Origin of the sequence: Streptomyces marokkonensis, assembly GCF_039539045.1 — a bacterium.
In the GTDB taxonomy this organism is placed as follows: domain Bacteria; phylum Actinomycetota; class Actinomycetes; order Streptomycetales; family Streptomycetaceae; genus Streptomyces; species Streptomyces marokkonensis.
This window is the reverse complement of the sequence record NZ_BAABCQ010000057.1, coordinates 25,068-41,514: the sequence shown is the minus strand read 5'-3', so window position 1 is coordinate 41,514 and position 16,447 is coordinate 25,068. Positions and strand designations below refer to the sequence as shown.

Below are 16,447 nucleotides of genomic sequence, written 5' to 3'. Positions count from 1 at the left end.
GAGCGGGATTATGTGTCCTCCTTGTATGAGCTGCTCACCGAGCGGCTTTCCGAGGTGCGGGTACACCGAGCGAGTGTGCTGAAGACCCCGGCGGAAACCGCCAGTGAGGCATACGAGAGGGAAATCGCCGCCGAGCGTCTGGCCAAGGAAATCGGCCGGCTGGAGGGCGCCGAAAAGGGACTGGTGTTCGGGCGCATCGACTGGACGGACGGCACGGCCCTGCGCATCGGGCGGATAGGACTGCATACGGAGGAAAACGACCTGCCTCTGCTCGTGGACTGGCGTGCGAACGCCGCGCGGCCCTTCTACGAGGCGACACCGGTCCACCCGATGGACCTGCGGCGGCGCCGGCACCTGCGCCTCGAGGAACGCACGGTCGTCTCGGTGAGCGACGAACTGCTGGACGGGACCGCCCCGACCGACGAGGACGTCGTGGGGGACGGCCCGTTGAGCGAGGCTCTGTCGGCGCGGCGTACGGGCAGGATGAAGGCGGCCGTCGCGACGCTGCAGGCCGAGCAGGACGAGATCGTCCGCTCCGCCCACCGCGGGGTGACGGTGGTGCAGGGCGGGCCCGGCACCGGCAAGACGGTGGTCGCCCTGCACCGGGCGGCCTATGTCCTGTACGCGTTCCCGCGCGCCGCCAAGGAGGGTGTCCTGGTGGTGGGCCCGAACGCCCGGTTCCTCGACTACATCTCCCAGGTCCTTCCCTCGCTCGGGGAGAACGACGTCGTTCTGGCGACCTGCCGCGAACTGGCCGGAGTGTCCACCAACACGGTGGACCCGTTCGACACGGCGCGTCTCAAGGGCAGCTCCGACCTCGCCGACGCCTTGGCCGGCCTGCTGCGCGTCCACCAGGCCCCTGTCGGTGACTTCACCGTGCGGGTCGGACAGGAACGGGTTCACCTCTCCGGCGCGGAGGTCGCCACGGCACGTGACGCCGCCGTGGCGGGCGCACCGGGGCACAACTCCGCGCGCCAGGTGTTCAAAGAGCTCCTGGCCGACGCCGTCACCGACGCGGTGCGCCGAGACATGGGCGACCTCCTGGAGCAGATCGACGCCGATGCCGAAAGGATGACAGGCATCAACCTCGACCGGTTCACGGGAGCCGCCCAGCGCCGTGCCGAAGGCGCGGCCGACTCGGGCCCGGTCCACGAGCTGGACCTGGACGCCGTCCGAGCCGGTCTCCTCGACGACGCCGGCGTCGACCGAGCGGTCGAGATGTTGTGGCCGCGGCTGGTGCCCGGTGACCTTGTGCAGGCGCTCCTGACGGACGCCGCCGCTCTAGCCGAGCACCTGCCCCGCCTGACCGCGCAGGAGCGGTCCCTTCTGCTGCGCGGTCCGGACGACCCGTGGACCGATGCCGACATGCCGTTGCTGGACGAGGCGTCGAGCCTGATCGACGGCCCTCCCGAGCGGACGTACGGGCACGTCGTCGTCGACGAGGCACAGGAACTGACCGCCATGCAGTGGCGGATGATCGTCCGTCGCTGCCCGGCAAGAGCGATGACGCTGGTGGGTGACTTCGCTCAGGCAGGCCCGGTGGCGACAGCAAGCGACTGGAAGGAAGCACTGAGTCCCCACGTCGGCCCGCGGTTCACACTGCACAACCTGACCGTCAGCTACCGCACCACGCAGGAGATCCTGGAGAGCGTCCGGGACCTGCTCACGCGGATCGCTCCCGACCAGAAGCCAACGCGGTCACTGCGAAGCGGGGAGAGTCCTCGTACCGTGACGACATCTGCGGACGGATTGGTCACGGCCGTCGTTCAGGAACTTTGCGCCCAGAGCACGGCGCACCCGGAAGAGCTCGTGGGAGTGATCTGCGCGGACACCAGGGTGAGCGAGCTGACGGCCCAGGGCATCGCTCACCACGCACGCGTCGTGCCGGCGTCCGAAGCACGCGGCCTGGAATTCGACGGGGTCGTCGTCATGAACCCCGAGGAAATCATCACAGCCCGCCCCGGTGGGGAAAGGGACTTGTACGTAGCCCTCACCCGGGCCACCAAGCGCCTCTGCACCATCGCCGTCCAGCCCGCCTGACGACTCGGCGCCCGCGGCGGGCGCACCCGGCGTGCAGCCAACCGGCCCGCGAGCACGGGGCTACTCGCCGCCTCACCGCTCGTGGCCGCGCCCGGCATCAGGCGGCCCGGTCAAAGCCGACGGCGTTCAGACGATGCCGAGACCGTGCCGGGCGAGGGCCCAGCCTCAGGACTACCCTTCCCGGGGGTGACACTCAGTGCCACAGTGTGGGTATGGATTCCTCAACGTCCTCCGGGACCGCCCAGGCCTGGGCGGCACTCGGTGCCGATTCGTCGCTGCTCGACCGGGTGTCCTACGGCGGTCCGTCCGGAGGGCTGCCGGCACGGCTGCCCGTCATGGAGCTGGCGCGTGCCACCGTCGCAGTGTGCTCGCTCGCGGCGGCCGAGCTCACTTCCGTACGCACGAGGCACCCCGTTCCGCGTGTGCGGGTTGCTGACGAGGCAGTCGCGACGGCGTTCCTCAGCGACCGGTTGGTGCGGGTCGGCGGGCAGGCGTGGTCGACTTTCTCGCCGCTGTCCCGGTTCTGGCGGGCGACCGATGGATGGGTTCGTACGCACGCCAACTACCCGCACCACCGGACCCGGTTGCTCGCCGCTCTCGGGGTGCCGCAGGACGCCGGCGGGCAGGAGGCGGACGCGGTGGGCCGGGCGATCGCCCGGCTTTCCGCGCCAGAGGTCGAGGAGACCGTGTACGCGGCGGGAGGTTTGGCCGTCGCGGCACGCGGCCCCGAGGACTGGGCCAAGAGCGAGCAGGGGTCCATGGTCGCGGGAAGGTCGCTGCTGACGACAGCGCGCGTCGATGACGCCCCGGACCGAATGCTCGATGGTGCCGCCCTACCGTGCGCAGGGCTGCGTGTCATGGATCTGACCCGGGTGCTGGCCGGACCGGTCGCCACCCGAACACTGGCGTTGCTCGGCGCCGACGTGCTGCGGATCGACCCTCCACAGCTGCCGGAAAGTCAGGAGGCCCACAACGACACAGGAATGGGGAAGCGCTCGACCACCCTGGACCTGGGAGAGGCCACCGACCGTAGGCTCTTCGAGGGACTGCTCAACAAGGCGGACGTGGTGGTCACCGGTTACCGGCCGGGCGCGCTGGAACGGTTCGGACTCACACCCGAGGCGCTCGCCGAGCGCCGTCCGGGTCTCGTGATCGCCCAGCTCTCCGCGTGGGGCCAGTACGGGCCGTGGCACGAGCGGCGCGGCTTCGACAGCCTGGTACAGGTGGCCACCGGCATCGCCGAGCTGGAGGGTTCGCCGGACTCGCCCGGTGCGCTGCCCGCGCAAGCGCTCGACCACGGCACCGGCTATCTGCTCGCGGCCGGCGTGCTGCGCGCGCTCACCGAACAGCACCGCTCGGGCGGCACCCGACTGGTCCGTCTGTCCCTGGCGCGGACCGCGCACTGGTTGGTCCACGATCTGGCAGCCGTTCCGGGCGAGGACCAGGGTTTCGACGCCGAGCACTGGCTGACCGAGACCGCCGGCCCCATGGGCCGGCTGCGGCACGCGCTACCGCCGGTGTCGTACGAGGGGTGCCCGGTGAACTGGGCGCGCCCGCCGGGTCCGTGGGGGACGGACGCCCCGGTCTGGGACGGCGCCTGACGAGATATTCGCGGGGCGGGGCGCCCGTCCCACACACGCGGTCACCGTCCTGGCCGCGGGAGACGGACCGCCTTGTCACCGAGTACGCCCCACATCGGACCGGCGTGACTGGGTGGCTGCGCGGGCGCCGTGCGTTGCTGCCAGGCGTGAACGACGCTCGCCCGGCCGGTCGCCTCCGTACGGACGGAGGTGGCGGGCCGGCGGCTGTGGGACACCCCCTCCACGCCGCCTGTGCCGCGGAAGTCACTTCGCTCCGGCGTCACGTCTGAGAACTGGGTTCAGCGTTGGCCCCGTCGGCGGCGACTTCGGGGGCCGGCGGCAACGCGAACCGACGCCGGCCGCACGGGCCGCCCACGCGGTCAGGCCCGGGCGGAGAGACAACCGAGGTGCTTGCGGACCGTCTCGAACGGCATCGCGGGGCGTCCCCGGCGGCCTCGCCCGGCATGAGCGACGCGCCGCGGTTCAGGCGATGAGCAGGCGGAGGCCGAGATCTGCCGCGTCGAGGTCGGCGAGGTGGCTGTTGTCCTCGGCCCACCGGCCGGAGTCGAGGTCGTCGCTGAGGCTTCGTACCGCCCGCTGCTCGGCCTGTGGTCCGACCCTCGTCCACACCGACACCGCACGGCGTACGTGTTCCTCCAGATAGGCCCGCGGTCGGCGCCAGTACGCCTCGAACAGGCCGTCGGCGCAGTCCCACGGGACGGGGACCGGCTCAGCGCGGGCACCGATCGCGTCGGCCATCCCGGCGAGCGAGGGAAAGCCCGCGAGGACGGTGGCGAACTCGGGCAGGTAGACGCGGGTGAGCCAGAACCGGGCCTGCCATCCGGGCTCGTCGGTGTCGAAGGTGAGCACCACCACGCGGCGGGCCACGCGCCGCATCTCGCGCAGCCCCGCTGCCGGGTCTTCCCAGTGGTGAACGGTGGAGACGGCCATCGCGACGTCGAAGGAGCGGTCCTCGAACGGCAGGCTCTCCGCGGTGGCGGCCACGCACGGCGCCGAGCCGGCGGGGCGCTGTTCCCGCATGACAGCCGATGGCTCCACCGCGGTCACGTCGCGATCGGCGGGTTCGTAGGAGCCGGTGCCGGCCCCGACGTTCAGCACCGTCCGCGCGTCCCCGAGCGCGTCCCAGATCTGCGCGGCGATCCGCGGATCGGTACGCCGTGTCGCGGTGTAGGCGCCGCCGATCGCGTCGTACAGCCGTGTACCGAGCATTTCCAGTTGCTCCTCCGGTGTCACCTTCAGTCCCTTCGCCCGTGCCTCGAGTTCCGTGTCGATGGCCGCCACCATGGCGTCGGCGCGATCACGCCGCTCCAGCAGCAGGCCGCGCAGTCGGCGCAGGTGCGCGACCGCGTCGGTGGACGGGTCGCCGACCAGTTCCGCGACCTCCCGCAGCCCGAAGCCCAAGCGCCGATAGGCGAGCACCTCCCGCAGCCGCTCCACGTCGCCCGCCGAATAGGCCCGGTACCCGGCCGCGGTGCGCGCCGACGGACGCACGAGCCCGATCTCGTCGTAGTGATGCAGTGTGCGGACGCTCACGCCGGCCAGCCCGGCCACGCGTCCCACGGTCCAGTGTTCCTCCACGGCACCGACTATGGAGCCTGACGCAGCGTGAGGGTCAAGAGCCGGCGTCGGCTCCGGAGGTCGGGGCATCCCGTGCGTCGCCGTCACCCCTCGCCGGATATGTGACCTGCGGCAACCAGCACGTCTCGGCCAGGGCGCCGTGCGCGGCGACCATGTGGGCGCCGCCGACCAGTTCGACCACGCCGTGGACCGGCTCGAGGCGCTGGAGCGCGGTCAGGTCGGTGACGATCTCGTGGGCGCCGAGCACGCGCAGTGCGTCCGCCTTCGCCGGGTCGCTGGTCAGCGCGGTGACATGTGCGCCGCCTCGGACCGTGAGCCGCAGGGTGAAGCGGCCCGTGCCGCCGCTCGCGCCGGTCACCAGGACGTGCCGTCCCAGGATCGGGCCGATGCGATGCAGTGCGCGCAGGGCCGTGCCGGCCGCGACCGGCAGCGTGCCGATCGGGCCGAGATCGGCGCCCTCGGGGACGGTGCCCACCACATCGGTGTCCACGGCGCGCAGTTCGGCCCAGGCTCCGTCGGCCCCTCCGCATGGGGTACGCCCCGCTGCCGTGGGGCGCACACCTTGACCGCGGGGCGCCGGGGAAGGATGTCGCCGAAGCCTACGAGCCGTCAGGCCGAGGATCCGCTGTCGATGACCAGGTCGGTGCCCACTACCGCGCCGGCCGCGGACGAGGCGAGGTAGAGCACCGCGGCCGCCACTTCTGCGGCCTCCGCGACCCGGCCGAGCGGGTTCTCCGTCTTCACCCGCTCGGCACGGTCGGCCTCGGTCTCGCCGGGCCGCAGCGACATGGGTCCGGCGGCAGCGCCCGGGCTGACCGCGTTGATGCGAATGCCCTGGTGGATGTGGTCGAGAGCGGCGGCACGGGTCAGCGCGGAGACCGCTGCCTTCGAGGTGATGTACGCGGCGAGGTTCGGGATCCGCAGGTGTGCGCCCAGGTTGGAGGAGATGTTGACGATGGCGCCGCCGCCGTTCTCCCTCATGTGCGCGATCTCGTGCTTCATGGCCAGCCAGACGCCGGTGACATTGGTCCGCAGCACCGCGTCCCAGTCCTCCTCGCTCACCTCGCCGACAGGTACGGCCCCGCGGAGTATCCCGGCGTTGTTGACCGCGATGTCCAGTCCGCCGAAGCGGGTGACGCTCTCGTGTACGAGGTTCTGGAGCCGACCGGAGTCGGTGACATCGGCGGTGACGGAGACGGCCGTGCCACCGGCTGCCTCGATGAGGCCGACCGTCTCGTCCAGAAAGGCCGCGGTGCGCCCCGCGGCGACCACGGACGCGCCCTCGGCGGCGAAGGCGAGCGCGATCGCGCGGCCGAGGCCGGATCCCGCGCCGGTGACGAGGGCGGTCTTGCCAGTGAAGCGGTTCATTTCGGTGACTCCTTCAAGTGATGGACTACTTGGTGCGGTGGTTCAGGAGGGCCACGACGGCGAGGGCGGTCCCCGTCGCGGCCAGGGACGAGGCGTCGCCGCCGAGCGTGAGCAGGACGGCGAAGAGGACGGTCGGGCCGACCTCCATCGCGGTGTTCAGCACGCCACCCGCGAGCCCGGTCTGCTGCCGCGGTACACCTTCGGTGGCGAGCACGGCGGCTCCGGCGAAGGAGGCCGCGGTGCCGGCAGGCAGCAGCACGAGGCCCGGCAGCAGTCCGTACGCGTACCAGGTGTGCGCGTCGAGCCCGGTCAACGCGAGGAGGACGAGCCCGGCCGCGCCCGTGCCCAGCCCGGCGGCCGTGACGGTCCGGGCCCCGTACCGGCCGATGAGCGGTCCTGCCACCCGGCCCGAGGCGATCAGCGCGACGGCGAACGGCACGAAGGCGGCCGAGGTCTGCGCCTGTGACCAGTCGCGCGCCTGCTGGAGGTGGAGTGAGAGAACCACGAAGGTCATGGCGGTCCCGCAGGCGCTCAGTGCGATGGCCGTGAGGGCGAGGGCCCGCCGCCGGTCGAGCAGGAAGCGAGGTGGCAGCAGCGGATCGCGGGCGAGGCGCTCGGCGTACCAGAACGTGGCAAGCAGCGCGGTCCCGCCGAGCAGCGGCACGAGCACGTCGGCCGACGACCAGGGGCGGGCATCGGTGACGACGAGCCCGTAACTGGCGAGGACGATCCCGACGGTGGCGAGCAGGGCGCCCGGCAGGTCGAGTGTCCTGTGCCGGTTCGGCGCGGTCTCCGGCAGCAGCCGGGGCGTGAGGGCGAGGGCTGCGACCGCCACCACGAGTGGTACGGCGAAGGTCCAACGCCAGGAGAGCAGCGGCGAGATGACACCGGAGAGCAGATGGCCCGCGGTCGCGCCGAGTACCGAGAGTCCGCCCCAGGTGGCCATCGCCCTGCCGTACACGGTGGGGGAGGGGAAGACGGTGCGCAGCACGGCCATGGCGGCGGGGGCGACGAGGGCCGCGCCCGCGCCCTGGGCTAAGCGTGCCGCGAGCAGTGCCCGGATGCCGGGGGCGAGTGGGGCGGCGGCCGAGGCGGTGGCGAAGAGGACGAGGCCCGCGGTGAGGGCGCGCCGCCCTCCGTAGCGGTCGGCGAGACGTCCGCCGAAGAGCACCAGTCCGCCGAAGGTCAATCCGTAGGCGGCGCTGAGCAGGATCAGGTCGGCGCGTTCCAGGTCGAACTCGCGCCCGATGTGGGGCAGCGGTACGGCGAGCGCGGCGAGTGTGAAGATCAGCGTGGTCTGGACGCTGCCGAGGAGGACGAAGACGCGTCGGTGCCGCATGGTGGAGACGCGGGCAGCGTCTGTGGCGGTCATGCATCCCCCTGATATTTGACCGATCGGTTCATTATTTGGGCATGAAGGGAACCCGCTGGTTGACGGTGAGTGTGATTCAGTCCAGCAGTGTCAGCGCCTGCTCGGCCGCGTCCCGCACCCGGGCGGGATCGTTCGACGCCTTGCCGACGATCCGTACGCCTTGCAGCAGGACGAGCAGCATGCGGGCCAGCGTGCGCGGTTCACGGTCCTCGGGAAGCTCGCCCTGGGCCTGGGCCCGTACGAGTGCGGAATGCAGCAGGGTTTCGACGTGCTCCCAGCTGGTCTCGACCCGGCGGGCCGCGGCGGGGTCGTGCGGGGCCAGCTCGGCCGCGGTGTTGGTGACGAAGCAGCCGTTCAACCGCCCTTGCGGCGAGGCGGCCTCCGCGGCGAAGCGGCGCACCACCGCCCGCACCGCGGGCAGCGCGGGGCCCGGCTGGGACAGCTCCGTGAGAAGAAGCGGGTCGCGCGTTTCGGCGTACCGGTCCATGGCCTTCAGGTACAGCTCATGCTTGCTGCCGAAGGTCGCGTAGATGCTGGCCCGGCCGACGCCGAGGTGCTCGACGAGGTCCGCCACCGACGTCGCCTCGTAGCCGCGCCTCCAGAACAGCTCGAGGGCCGACTGCAGCGCGGCGTCCGGATCGAATTGCTTGGTCCTGGCCACGTCGAAGACCATAGGCGCGTCCAGAACGATCGGTCAATAACTGCTTTGTGGCCAGGCTTGTGAGGACTCCTCACCTCGGCGCACGAGCGGCTCGGTGACGAGGGCGTCCGTGCCGTCCGCCGGCTCCTGAGCGGCCGTCACGGCGCCCTGTTGAGGTCTGCCGACTCAGCGAACAGCGATCGGGGTGTCGGCTCCCCGGCCCACGATCACCCCTCGTCCGCCAGGCCCCGCACAGGGTCGGAGCCCAGGACTCTGGCAGTGAAGTCCGCCAGTTGCGCCCGCATCCTTTCGCGCGGCACACACTCGTGCCCGGCCAGATGCTCGACAAGGTCGGCTCGGGTGGCCGCGAGCAGGGCGTGAGCGGTGAAGTCGCTGTCGGACAGGCCGGGGATCTGCCCCAGCATGGTGTCCAGCAGATCGTGCCAGCGCTCGTAATGATCCGCCTGGTACGGGCTGCTGCTCCCGCCTTCCTCCAGGGCCAGCATGAGGCGGCGGTTGTCGAGTTTGAAGCACAGGAGGGTGTCGAGCAGGGCCGGTACGCGCTGCTGCGGCGGCGTCGCGGGGCCCAGGGGTGGAGGTCCGGCTTCAACGGCCTCCCTGACTGGTTCCAGCCGTGCTTCGTACAGCGCGCGCAGCAGTCCGGGTCGGTCGCCGAAGGCCCTGAAGAGCGTGCCTTTGCCGACGCCGGCCGCCGCTGCGACGGCGGCCAGGGTGACACCTTCCGGGCTCTCGCAGCGGGCGAAGAGGGCGTCGGCGGCCGCCAGGACGGCCTGCCGGTTACGGGCGGCATCCTTGCGGGGTTTGCGCTCGGGCATGCTGCACCTCCGATTGCAAAGCGGACCACGGGTCCGTATCGTTGAAGCGGACCCAGGGTCCATATTCCATGAGATGGAGGATACCCATGTCCGCACCGACTTCTCCGGCGTACCTCTACCGCCACAGCCTGCGGCTGTTGCTGGACAAGGACATTCCCGCGTGGGTCGCCTTGTGGGCCGAGGACGGCTCCTTGGAGTTCCCCTTCGCCCCTGACGGCTGGCCGAAGCGTCTGAAGGGCCGGGAGGCCATCGCCGCGTACATGCGCCATTACCCGGATCACATCGATTTGCACGACTTCCCCGAGTTGCGGATCCACCAGAGCACCGATCCCGAGACCATCGTGGTCGAGATGCGTGGCGTCGGCCGCCTGGTGGAGACCGACCGGCCCTTCGACATGACCTACATCGCCGTCGTAACAGTCCGGGACGGGCACATCACCTCCTACCGCGACTACTGGAACCCCCTCGCCGTCCTCGAACCCGGCACCGATTTCACCAGGAGCAGTCGATGACAACCGCCGGCACCATCTTGGTCATCGGCGCCACCGGCACCACCGGCAGCCGCACCGTGGCGCAACTGTCAGCCTCCGGCCACCGCGTCAAGGCCGCCAGTCGTCGCGCCGTCAACGTCCCCGGCGCGGAGCCGGTCGCCTTCGACTGGTACCAACCCGCCACCCACCCCGCCGCCCTCGACGAAGCCGACCGCGTCTATCTGATACCGCCCGTAGGCGACGCCGACCCGGCCGCGGTCATGCTGCCGTTTCTCCGGCAGGCCCGCACCGCCGGCGTGCACCGTGCGGTGCTCCTCAGTTCCTCGGCCATCCCCGAGGGCGGCCCGGCGGTGGGAACAGTGCACCAGGCCCTGCCCGATCTGTTCGAACAGTGGGCGGTGCTGCGGCCCTCGTGGTTCATGCAGAACTTCACCGGCACACATGCGCACGCCGTGAGCATTCGCGCGGAAGGCGCCATCTGGACCGCGGCCGGGGGCGGCCGGGTCGGCTTCGTCGACGTCGAGGACATCGCGGCCGTCGCTGTCCGTGCTCTGACCGACGAACACGCCCCCAACACCGATCTCGTCCTCACCGGGCCGGAGGCGCTCAGCTACGACGACATCGCCACCACCGTCACCCAGGTCACCGGCCGGCCCGTGGACCACCACCGCCTGTCCTGCGAACAGATGCGCGACCGCCTCGCGGCGCACGTGCCGCCGGAGTTCGCCTCGATGCTGGCCGGCATGGACAGTGCCATCGCCGAGGGGGCGGAGGACCGCATCACCGGCACCGTCCAGCGCCTCACGGGTCGGCCCGCGCGCAGGTTCCGCGATCTCCTCGAACGAGAGATGGGGTGAAGCAGCAGACCCGTCGTCCCCCGGCGTCAGAGCCTCGACACTCGCGGCCGCCCAGGCCACTGCCGTACGCGACACCGCCGCCCACGGGGCGGCCACGTCCAGGTCCGTCTTGTGCAGAAGCTCATGATGCGGTCGGAAGTGCCAAGTCAGCTTGACACCCCCTCCCGTCGCCGGTCATCGCCGGCCGCGGCGGGGACGGCGTTGTCGATGAGGACGGCGGCGATGGCGGCGGCGGTGGGGAAGGTGTCGGTGTCGAGGACCCGGGTGCGCGCCGCGGCGCCGTCGATGAGCAGCGCGAGCTGCTCGCCGAGCTGTTCAGGGTCGGTTGCACCGGCTTCGCGGGCGGTGTCGGCGAGCCGCGCGGCGACGGCCTTCTTGTAGTCGCGTGCGTACTGGGATGCGGGGTGTTGGGGGTCGTGGAGTTCGACGGCGGCGGCGATGTAGGGGCACAGGGGAGTGGTGGGGGGGATGTCGAAGGCGGCGAGGAGCCGTTCGCGGGGGGTGAGGTCGGTGCGGTCGAACACGCCGGACAGAACGGCGGGGTCGAACCGGCGCAGGTACTCGGCGACGAGTTCGTCCTTGCCGGTGAAGTGCTGGTAGGCCGTGCGTTTGGACACCTGGGCCGCCGCGCAAAGCTGGTCCATGCCGGTTCCGTTGATGCCTTGCTCGCGGAACAGCTGCTGGGACGCGCTGAGGATGCGCTCGCGGGCGCCCCGGCCGCGGCGGCGGCCCGTGGGGCCCTTCTCCAACTCCGTCATGGGCCCATCGTACCGCAGCCAGGTAATGACCGGTGTACATAGTTTGCGTCCCGGTCGGCTGTCCAGTACCTTAAGCACACAGGGCGGTGTACTTATCGTCGCCCCAGGTACATACGGCACCACCGACCCAAGGGAATGACCATGGGAAAGCTCGACGGCAAGGTCGCGGTCATCACCGGCGGCACCACCGGCATGGCACTGGCCGGCGCGAAGCTGTTCGTCGACGAGGGGGCGCACGTCTTCATCACCGGCCGCCGCCAGGACGCCCTTGACGAGGCCGTGAAGCAGATCGGCCGTAACGTCACCGGCGTCCGGGGCGACGCCGCCGACCTCGACGACCTGGACCGCCTGTACGACACCGTCAAGCGGGAGAAGGGAAGCCTCGACGTGCTGTGGGCCAGCGCAGGCGGGGGCGAGCCCGCCCCGCTCGGCGAGATCACCGAGGCCCACTTCGACGCCGCGTTCCACCTCAACGCCCGCGGCACCCTGTTCACCGTCCAAAAGGCCCTCCCGCTCTTCAACGATGGCGGTTCCATCCTCATGACCGGCTCCAACGCCTCCCTCGGGGCCTTCCCCGGCTGGAGCGTCTACGCCGGCAGCAAGGCCGTCCAGCAGGCATGGACCCGCGTCTGGCTCAACGAGCTCAAGGACCGCCGCATCCGCGTCAACGTCCTGACCCCCGGCCAGGTCGCCACCGCCAAGCAGGAAGAACTCTTCGACGAGGCCACCAAGCGCCAGTTCGAGTCCCTCATCCCCCGCGGCCGGATGGGCCGCCCCGACGAAATCGCCACCGCCGCCCTCTTCCTCGCCTCCGACGACTCCAGCTACGTCAACGGCATGGAACTCGTCGCCGACGGCGGCACCACCGCCATCTGAACCGAACGGCACACAACCGGGGAAGGACGTCTCATGAGCAGCATCAGCATCATCGGCACCGGGAACATGGCCCGCACCATCGGAGCGCGGGCGACAGCGGGCGGCAACACCGTCGAGATCATGGGCCGCGATCAGTCCAAGGCCGCCGACCTGGCCAAGGCTCTCGGAGGCGGCGCCACGACGGGAGAATGGGGTACCGCCCCGGCCGGGGACATCGTCATAGTGGCCCTGTTGCACGACAGCGTCGTGCCGGCCGTCGCCCAGTACGGGGACGCTCTCGCGGGCAAGGTCATCGTCGACATCAGCAATCCCTTCAACTCCACGTTCGACGGACTGGCCCACCGCGAGGAGACCTCGATCGCGCAGCAAGTAGCCAAGGCGGCCCCGGCCGGCGCCGGCGTGGTGAAGGCGTTCAACACCGTCTTCCGACATGTCCTGGAGACGGGTCGGCCCGATGTCTTCATCGCCGGCGACAATGCGCAGGCCAAGGCAAGTGTGGAGGCGTTCGTCGAGAGCCTCGGGCTGCGCCCGCTGGACGTCGGAGGCCTGGGGATGGCGCACTGGCTGGAAGGAGCGGGCGTGGTCACGGTCGGCCTCGCCAACCACGGGGTGGGGAGCCTGGACTTCGCCCTCGGCATCACCGAACTTCCCGTCCGAGCAAGCGGTTGACGGATCACCGAAGGGACTCGCCCATGCGGTCACCACGGCGAGGCGTCATCGAACTGCCGGCAGTCTGAGGCCACGATCCGGTCCACCTGACCGGCAACCGGCAACCGGCGACCGGCAACCGGCGACCGGCAACCGGCAACCGGCGGCTCGAATCCTCACTCCGGCAGCGGCTGCGCGGGGGCCGGTCAGCCGTTCCCGGTTCATTTCTGTCGGGCGTACTTCCTCGGCCGGCCACTGCGCCCGCCGCTCTTCGTGAGCCTCGGCCGGGCACTTGATCTGTCGGACGCGCGCAGAGGACCCTGGCGATGACGATTGCCAGGGTCCTCTGCGTCGGAACGGACACGGTTTCTGCGACCCGCTCCGGCACCCGGCAATCCCCGGTCGCCCCTTTGACCCTGCGTGGGCCAAGGACCCGTTTGTGAGAGGGCAGAGTGCCGGGCCGTGCGTGCGTTGTCGTCCGGCCCGCACGCCATGGCCCGGCCCCCACCGTCTCTTCAGTCCAGGTCGGACATGTCGAGTACGAAGCGGTAGCGGACGTCGTTTTGCCGGAGACGGTCGATTGCCGTGTCCACCTGTGACGACGGGAGTACTTCGATGTCGGCGTCGATGCTGTTGTCGGCGCAGAACTGGAGCATCTCGGCTGTCGCCAGGCGGCCTCCGCTGCCCGCGGAACTGAGCTTCTTGCGGCCGATGAGCAGGTCCGTGGCCTCGACGGTGACGGGGCCCAGGTACCCGAGGAGGCTGAGGGTGCCGTCCATCGCCACCAGCTTCAGATACGGGGCGAGGTCGTGGGGGGCGGAGACGGTGTCGATGACGACGTCGAAGGTGTCGCGTGCCGTGGCCATCTGCTGGGTGTCGGCGGAGGCGATGAGATCGTGAGCGCCGAGCTTGCGGGCGTCGTCGCGTTTGTCCTGGGTGCGGCTGATGACGGTCGTGGTGGCGCCGAGTGCCACGGCCATCTTGACCGCGAGGTGGCCCAGGCCGCCGAGCCCGGCCACGGCGACGCGACTGCCGGTGCCCACACCGAGGGAGCGCAAGGGTTCCCAGACGGTGACGCCGGCGCACATCAGCGGGGCGGCTGCGGCCGGGTCGAGGTCGGAGGGGAGCGGATAGGCGAAGGTGGCGCGCACGACGTACTCGCGGGAGTAGCCGCCCAGGGTGGTCGACCCGTCCTGCCGGTCGGTGCCGCCGTAGGTCAGAGTCGGGAAGGAATGGCAGAAATTCTCCTGCCCGGCTTCGCACATGGCGCACATACCGCAGGAATCGACGATGTTGCCCACCGCGACGTGGTCGCCGACCGAGAAAGTCGTCACCTCGGGGCCGGTCCCGGTCACCACGCCGGTGAATTCGTGCCCGGGTACCAGGGGCGCCTCCGCTTGCTCGTCGACGGCGTGCAGGGCGTGCAGGTCGGTGTGGCACACGCCGCAGTAGTCGATCTGCACCGCGATGTCGTCCGGGCGCAGGTCACGGCGCTCCAGCGACGCGCGCCGCAGCGTCGTCGGGCCGGCTGCCTGCCATCCGGTGGTCGTTCGCATGGTGGCTCCTTAAACAGACTGTTCTGTCTATTGCAACATAAGCGCGAGAGGGTCGCCTGGGCAAACCAACTGTTCTGTTTGGTAGGGTGGGGTCATGCCGGAACAGCCCCAGACCTCGCGAGGCGCCGCGACCTACCAGCGCATCCTGGACGCCGCCACCGGAGAGTTCGCCCAGCACGGCATCGCCGGGGCGCGCATCGAACGCATCGTGACGGCAGCGCGCACCAACAAGGCACAGCTCTACGCCTACTTCGGCGACAAGGAGCGACTCTTCGACGCGATCTTCCTCAGCTCGCTGGAGCGCATCACCAACGTCGTGCCCATCGACGCCGACGATCTCGCGGACTGGGCCGTTCGTCTCTACGACGAATACCTGCGCCGCCCCGACCTCATCCGGCTGGCGACCTGGACACGACTGGAGCGTCGGCCTGCCGGGCACCTCGTCGAGACGCACCAGCACTACGACGACCGCAAGCTCACGGCCATCGCCGAGGCCCAGGCCGCCGGGCGGGTCCGCGCAGGTGACCCGTTCGACATCATGGCCGTGGTCATCGCCATGTCCATGGCCTGGTCACCGGTGAGCAATGTATACGCGGCCAGCAGCCGAGAACCCGATGACGTACATGACCAGCGCCGCTCCCTGCTCCGCGACTGCGTCCACAGTGCCACTGCGGTCGGCAGGGGCGACGCACCCCCTTCGTGAGGCCACCAACTTCCCCGGTGGCGCTCACGCACGTTGCACGGGCTCCGGCCAGGACCGGAACCCGGGTCGCACGCCGGAAGTCCGACTGCTTCCCCCTACGGGGCGCGGGCCGGGTACCGTCGCCCGGATGCACAGGTCGGGGCCCCGCTCCTCAGCGGTATCGAGCCGTGCAGTCCCATGGTCTACGGTCTCCTATTGCACCAGCACCGATCAGTCCAGCAACGGGGAAGTACGCACATGCGCAAGACAGCAACCCTCACCACCAGTCTGCTCGCGGCGGCGGTCCTGGTGACCGGGTGCGGCAGTGAGAAGAAGGACGCCGGCCCGGCCAAGGCGAGCGAGTCATCACCGAGCACCTCGGCGAGCGGCGAGGCGAAGGGCTCGTCCTCGGGGAAGAAGGGTGTTCCGCATCAGGTGGTCTTCGAGGTGGGCGGCACGGGCGCGGCCCAGGTCATGTGGAACGGGAACAGCAACCACTTCGAACAGGTGACGCTGCCCTGGACCAAGACGGAGTCCATGCAACTGGAAGGCGCCGAGCTGACTGTCGGCGTCACGGTGTCGGTGGTGCCCGGCTCGGTCAAGGGCCCGGACGGGATGCTCAAGCCGGCCCCGTGCACGATCAAGGTCGATGGCAAGCAGGTCGCCGACAACCAGGACGGCAAGTCGGCCAAGCCCTGCGAGTACAAGCTCAAGGACTGACGGCCGGCACGCGCTTCGCCTCGTTCCGCCGAGGCGTCTACGTGTGCTCCGCCGCACCGTCGGGCGTGTACCCGCCCGCGGTGCGCCGGGGCCGGCCGGTCCCGCCACTCAAGCGCGCAAACCCCAGGCCTGCGGCTCCGTGGACGTTGAGGTTGTCCCGGACGAGCACGATCGGGCCACCCAGCTGCTGGTGGGCGGCGATCAAGCAGGTCCCCGGTAGCCGCGCCAGGAGAAGCTCTTGCGCCCGTCCCGGTTGTCGTCGTCCCGCCGCGGCCGGCAGATCAGCCTCGACCGGCGGCCGGGTTTGCAGCAGGTCAGCGCCGCGATGGACATCCGTCTTCGTGAACATCCGCGAACCCGCACCACCGGAGTCCGGCCACGTGGTGACCAGGTCTTCGCGTGCGGCGGCGTCATGGCGCACCTT

Annotated in this window: 16 protein-coding genes and 1 pseudogene; 8 read left to right on the top strand and 9 right to left on the bottom strand. The window is 70.6% G+C overall.

Annotated features, from left to right (window positions below):
• Positions 1-12 precede the first annotated feature (12 nt).
• Both ABEA26_RS16530 and ABEA26_RS16525 read left to right on the top strand, forming a co-directional pair.
• Positions 13-2,040, top strand: a complete 2,028-nt coding sequence (locus ABEA26_RS16530; protein ID WP_345593112.1) for a HelD family protein — start codon at positions 13-15, stop codon at positions 2,038-2,040.
• A gap of 212 nt (positions 2,041-2,252) precedes the next feature.
• A complete protein-coding gene (locus ABEA26_RS16525; RefSeq protein WP_345593108.1) occupies positions 2,253-3,641 on the top strand; it encodes a CoA transferase in 1,389 nt (462 codons plus the stop codon).
• Positions 3,642-4,103: 462 nt separating this feature from the next.
• Here the strand turns inward: ABEA26_RS16525 and ABEA26_RS16520 are convergent, their stop codons facing one another.
• The 6 genes from ABEA26_RS16520 to ABEA26_RS16495 form a co-directional block, all read right to left on the bottom strand.
• On the bottom strand, positions 4,104-5,201 hold the full coding sequence (locus ABEA26_RS16520; protein WP_345593110.1) for a MerR family transcriptional regulator: 1,098 nt from the start codon (positions 5,199-5,201) through the stop codon (positions 4,104-4,106).
• Between the two features lie 52 nt (positions 5,202-5,253).
• The gene (locus tag ABEA26_RS16515; protein WP_345593107.1) at positions 5,254-5,709 is read right to left on the bottom strand and encodes an MDR/zinc-dependent alcohol dehydrogenase-like family protein; all 456 of its coding nucleotides are present in this window, start codon (positions 5,707-5,709) and stop codon (positions 5,254-5,256) included.
• Positions 5,710-5,828: 119 nt separating this feature from the next.
• Entirely contained in the window at positions 5,829-6,587 is a 759-nt protein-coding gene (locus ABEA26_RS16510; protein ID WP_345593106.1) for an SDR family NAD(P)-dependent oxidoreductase, read from the bottom strand.
• Between the two features lie 25 nt (positions 6,588-6,612).
• Positions 6,613-7,959 carry an MFS transporter gene (locus ABEA26_RS16505; RefSeq protein WP_345593104.1) on the bottom strand — a complete coding sequence of 449 codons (1,347 nt, stop codon included), beginning with the start codon at positions 7,957-7,959 and terminating at the stop codon, positions 6,613-6,615.
• Positions 7,960-8,035: 76 nt separating this feature from the next.
• Positions 8,036-8,620, bottom strand: coding sequence for a TetR/AcrR family transcriptional regulator (locus ABEA26_RS16500; RefSeq protein ID WP_345593102.1), 585 nt, complete (start codon positions 8,618-8,620; stop codon positions 8,036-8,038).
• Positions 8,621-8,826: 206 nt separating this feature from the next.
• Positions 8,827-9,435: a TetR/AcrR family transcriptional regulator gene (locus ABEA26_RS16495; RefSeq protein ID WP_345593100.1), complete on the bottom strand. Its 609-nt coding sequence runs from the start codon at positions 9,433-9,435 to the stop codon at positions 8,827-8,829.
• An 86-nt stretch (positions 9,436-9,521) separates the two neighbouring features.
• Between ABEA26_RS16495 and ABEA26_RS16490 the strand changes: the two genes are divergently transcribed.
• Together ABEA26_RS16490 and ABEA26_RS16485 are read left to right on the top strand one after the other, a co-directional pair.
• On the top strand, positions 9,522-9,947 hold the full coding sequence (locus ABEA26_RS16490) for a nuclear transport factor 2 family protein (protein ID WP_345593099.1): 426 nt from the start codon (positions 9,522-9,524) through the stop codon (positions 9,945-9,947).
• On the top strand, positions 9,944-10,783 hold the full coding sequence (locus ABEA26_RS16485) for an NAD(P)H-binding protein (RefSeq protein ID WP_345593097.1): 840 nt from the start codon (positions 9,944-9,946) through the stop codon (positions 10,781-10,783). Before ABEA26_RS16490 ends, ABEA26_RS16485 begins: the two co-directional genes overlap by 4 nt.
• Positions 10,784-10,929: 146 nt before the next feature.
• On the opposite strand, the gene ABEA26_RS16480 is transcribed toward ABEA26_RS16485, so the two are convergent.
• Complete coding sequence (locus ABEA26_RS16480; RefSeq protein ID WP_345593095.1) at positions 10,930-11,541, bottom strand: TetR/AcrR family transcriptional regulator; 612 nt, start codon at positions 11,539-11,541, stop codon at positions 10,930-10,932.
• Between the two features lie 141 nt (positions 11,542-11,682).
• On the opposite strand from ABEA26_RS16480, the gene ABEA26_RS16475 reads away from it, so the two are divergent.
• Together ABEA26_RS16475 and ABEA26_RS16470 are read left to right on the top strand one after the other, a co-directional pair.
• The gene (locus ABEA26_RS16475; protein ID WP_345593093.1) at positions 11,683-12,417 is read left to right on the top strand and encodes an SDR family NAD(P)-dependent oxidoreductase; all 735 of its coding nucleotides are present in this window, start codon (positions 11,683-11,685) and stop codon (positions 12,415-12,417) included.
• Positions 12,418-12,450: 33 nt separating this feature from the next.
• Positions 12,451-13,086, top strand: coding sequence for an NADPH-dependent F420 reductase (locus ABEA26_RS16470; RefSeq protein WP_345593091.1), 636 nt, complete (start codon positions 12,451-12,453; stop codon positions 13,084-13,086).
• A gap of 494 nt (positions 13,087-13,580) precedes the next feature.
• Here the strand turns inward: ABEA26_RS16470 and ABEA26_RS16465 are convergent, their stop codons facing one another.
• Positions 13,581-14,621 (bottom strand): NAD(P)-dependent alcohol dehydrogenase, encoded by a 1,041-nt coding sequence (locus tag ABEA26_RS16465; protein ID WP_345593089.1) that lies wholly within the window; start codon positions 14,619-14,621, stop codon positions 13,581-13,583.
• Positions 14,622-14,715: 94 nt separating this feature from the next.
• On the opposite strand from ABEA26_RS16465, the gene ABEA26_RS16460 reads away from it, so the two are divergent.
• Together ABEA26_RS16460 and ABEA26_RS16455 are read left to right on the top strand one after the other, a co-directional pair.
• Positions 14,716-15,324: a TetR/AcrR family transcriptional regulator gene (locus ABEA26_RS16460; RefSeq protein ID WP_345593087.1), complete on the top strand. Its 609-nt coding sequence runs from the start codon at positions 14,716-14,718 to the stop codon at positions 15,322-15,324.
• A gap of 237 nt (positions 15,325-15,561) precedes the next feature.
• Positions 15,562-16,023: a hypothetical protein gene (locus tag ABEA26_RS16455; RefSeq protein ID WP_345593086.1), complete on the top strand. Its 462-nt coding sequence runs from the start codon at positions 15,562-15,564 to the stop codon at positions 16,021-16,023.
• Positions 16,024-16,147: 124 nt separating this feature from the next.
• Here ABEA26_RS16455 and ABEA26_RS16450 read toward each other — a convergent pair.
• Positions 16,148-16,440: pseudogene (locus tag ABEA26_RS16450) on the bottom strand (IS630 family transposase); the annotation flags it as partial.
• Between the last annotated feature and the right edge of the window lie 7 nt (positions 16,441-16,447).

Bases quoted from the DNA above. Each gene is read 5' to 3' on its own strand.
- ABEA26_RS16525 (WP_345593108.1), top strand. From the start codon at position 2,253: ATGGATTCCTCAACGTCCTCCGGGACCGCCCAGGCCTGGGCGGCACTC.
- ABEA26_RS16480 (WP_345593095.1), bottom strand. From the start codon at position 11,541: ATGACGGAGTTGGAGAAGGGCCCCACGGGCCGCCGCCGCGGCCGGGGC.
- ABEA26_RS16455 (WP_345593086.1), top strand. From the start codon at position 15,562: ATGCGCAAGACAGCAACCCTCACCACCAGTCTGCTCGCGGCGGCGGTC.
- ABEA26_RS16510 (WP_345593106.1), bottom strand. From the start codon at position 6,587: ATGAACCGCTTCACTGGCAAGACCGCCCTCGTCACCGGCGCGGGATCC.
- ABEA26_RS16470 (WP_345593091.1), top strand. From the start codon at position 12,451: ATGAGCAGCATCAGCATCATCGGCACCGGGAACATGGCCCGCACCATC.
- ABEA26_RS16465 (WP_345593089.1), bottom strand. From the start codon at position 14,621: ATGCGAACGACCACCGGATGGCAGGCAGCCGGCCCGACGACGCTGCGG.
- ABEA26_RS16505 (WP_345593104.1), bottom strand. From the start codon at position 7,959: ATGACCGCCACAGACGCTGCCCGCGTCTCCACCATGCGGCACCGACGC.
- ABEA26_RS16495 (WP_345593100.1), bottom strand. From the start codon at position 9,435: ATGCCCGAGCGCAAACCCCGCAAGGATGCCGCCCGTAACCGGCAGGCC.
- ABEA26_RS16485 (WP_345593097.1), top strand. From the start codon at position 9,944: ATGACAACCGCCGGCACCATCTTGGTCATCGGCGCCACCGGCACCACC.
- ABEA26_RS16475 (WP_345593093.1), top strand. From the start codon at position 11,683: ATGGGAAAGCTCGACGGCAAGGTCGCGGTCATCACCGGCGGCACCACC.
- ABEA26_RS16490 (WP_345593099.1), top strand. From the start codon at position 9,522: ATGTCCGCACCGACTTCTCCGGCGTACCTCTACCGCCACAGCCTGCGG.
- ABEA26_RS16460 (WP_345593087.1), top strand. From the start codon at position 14,716: ATGCCGGAACAGCCCCAGACCTCGCGAGGCGCCGCGACCTACCAGCGC.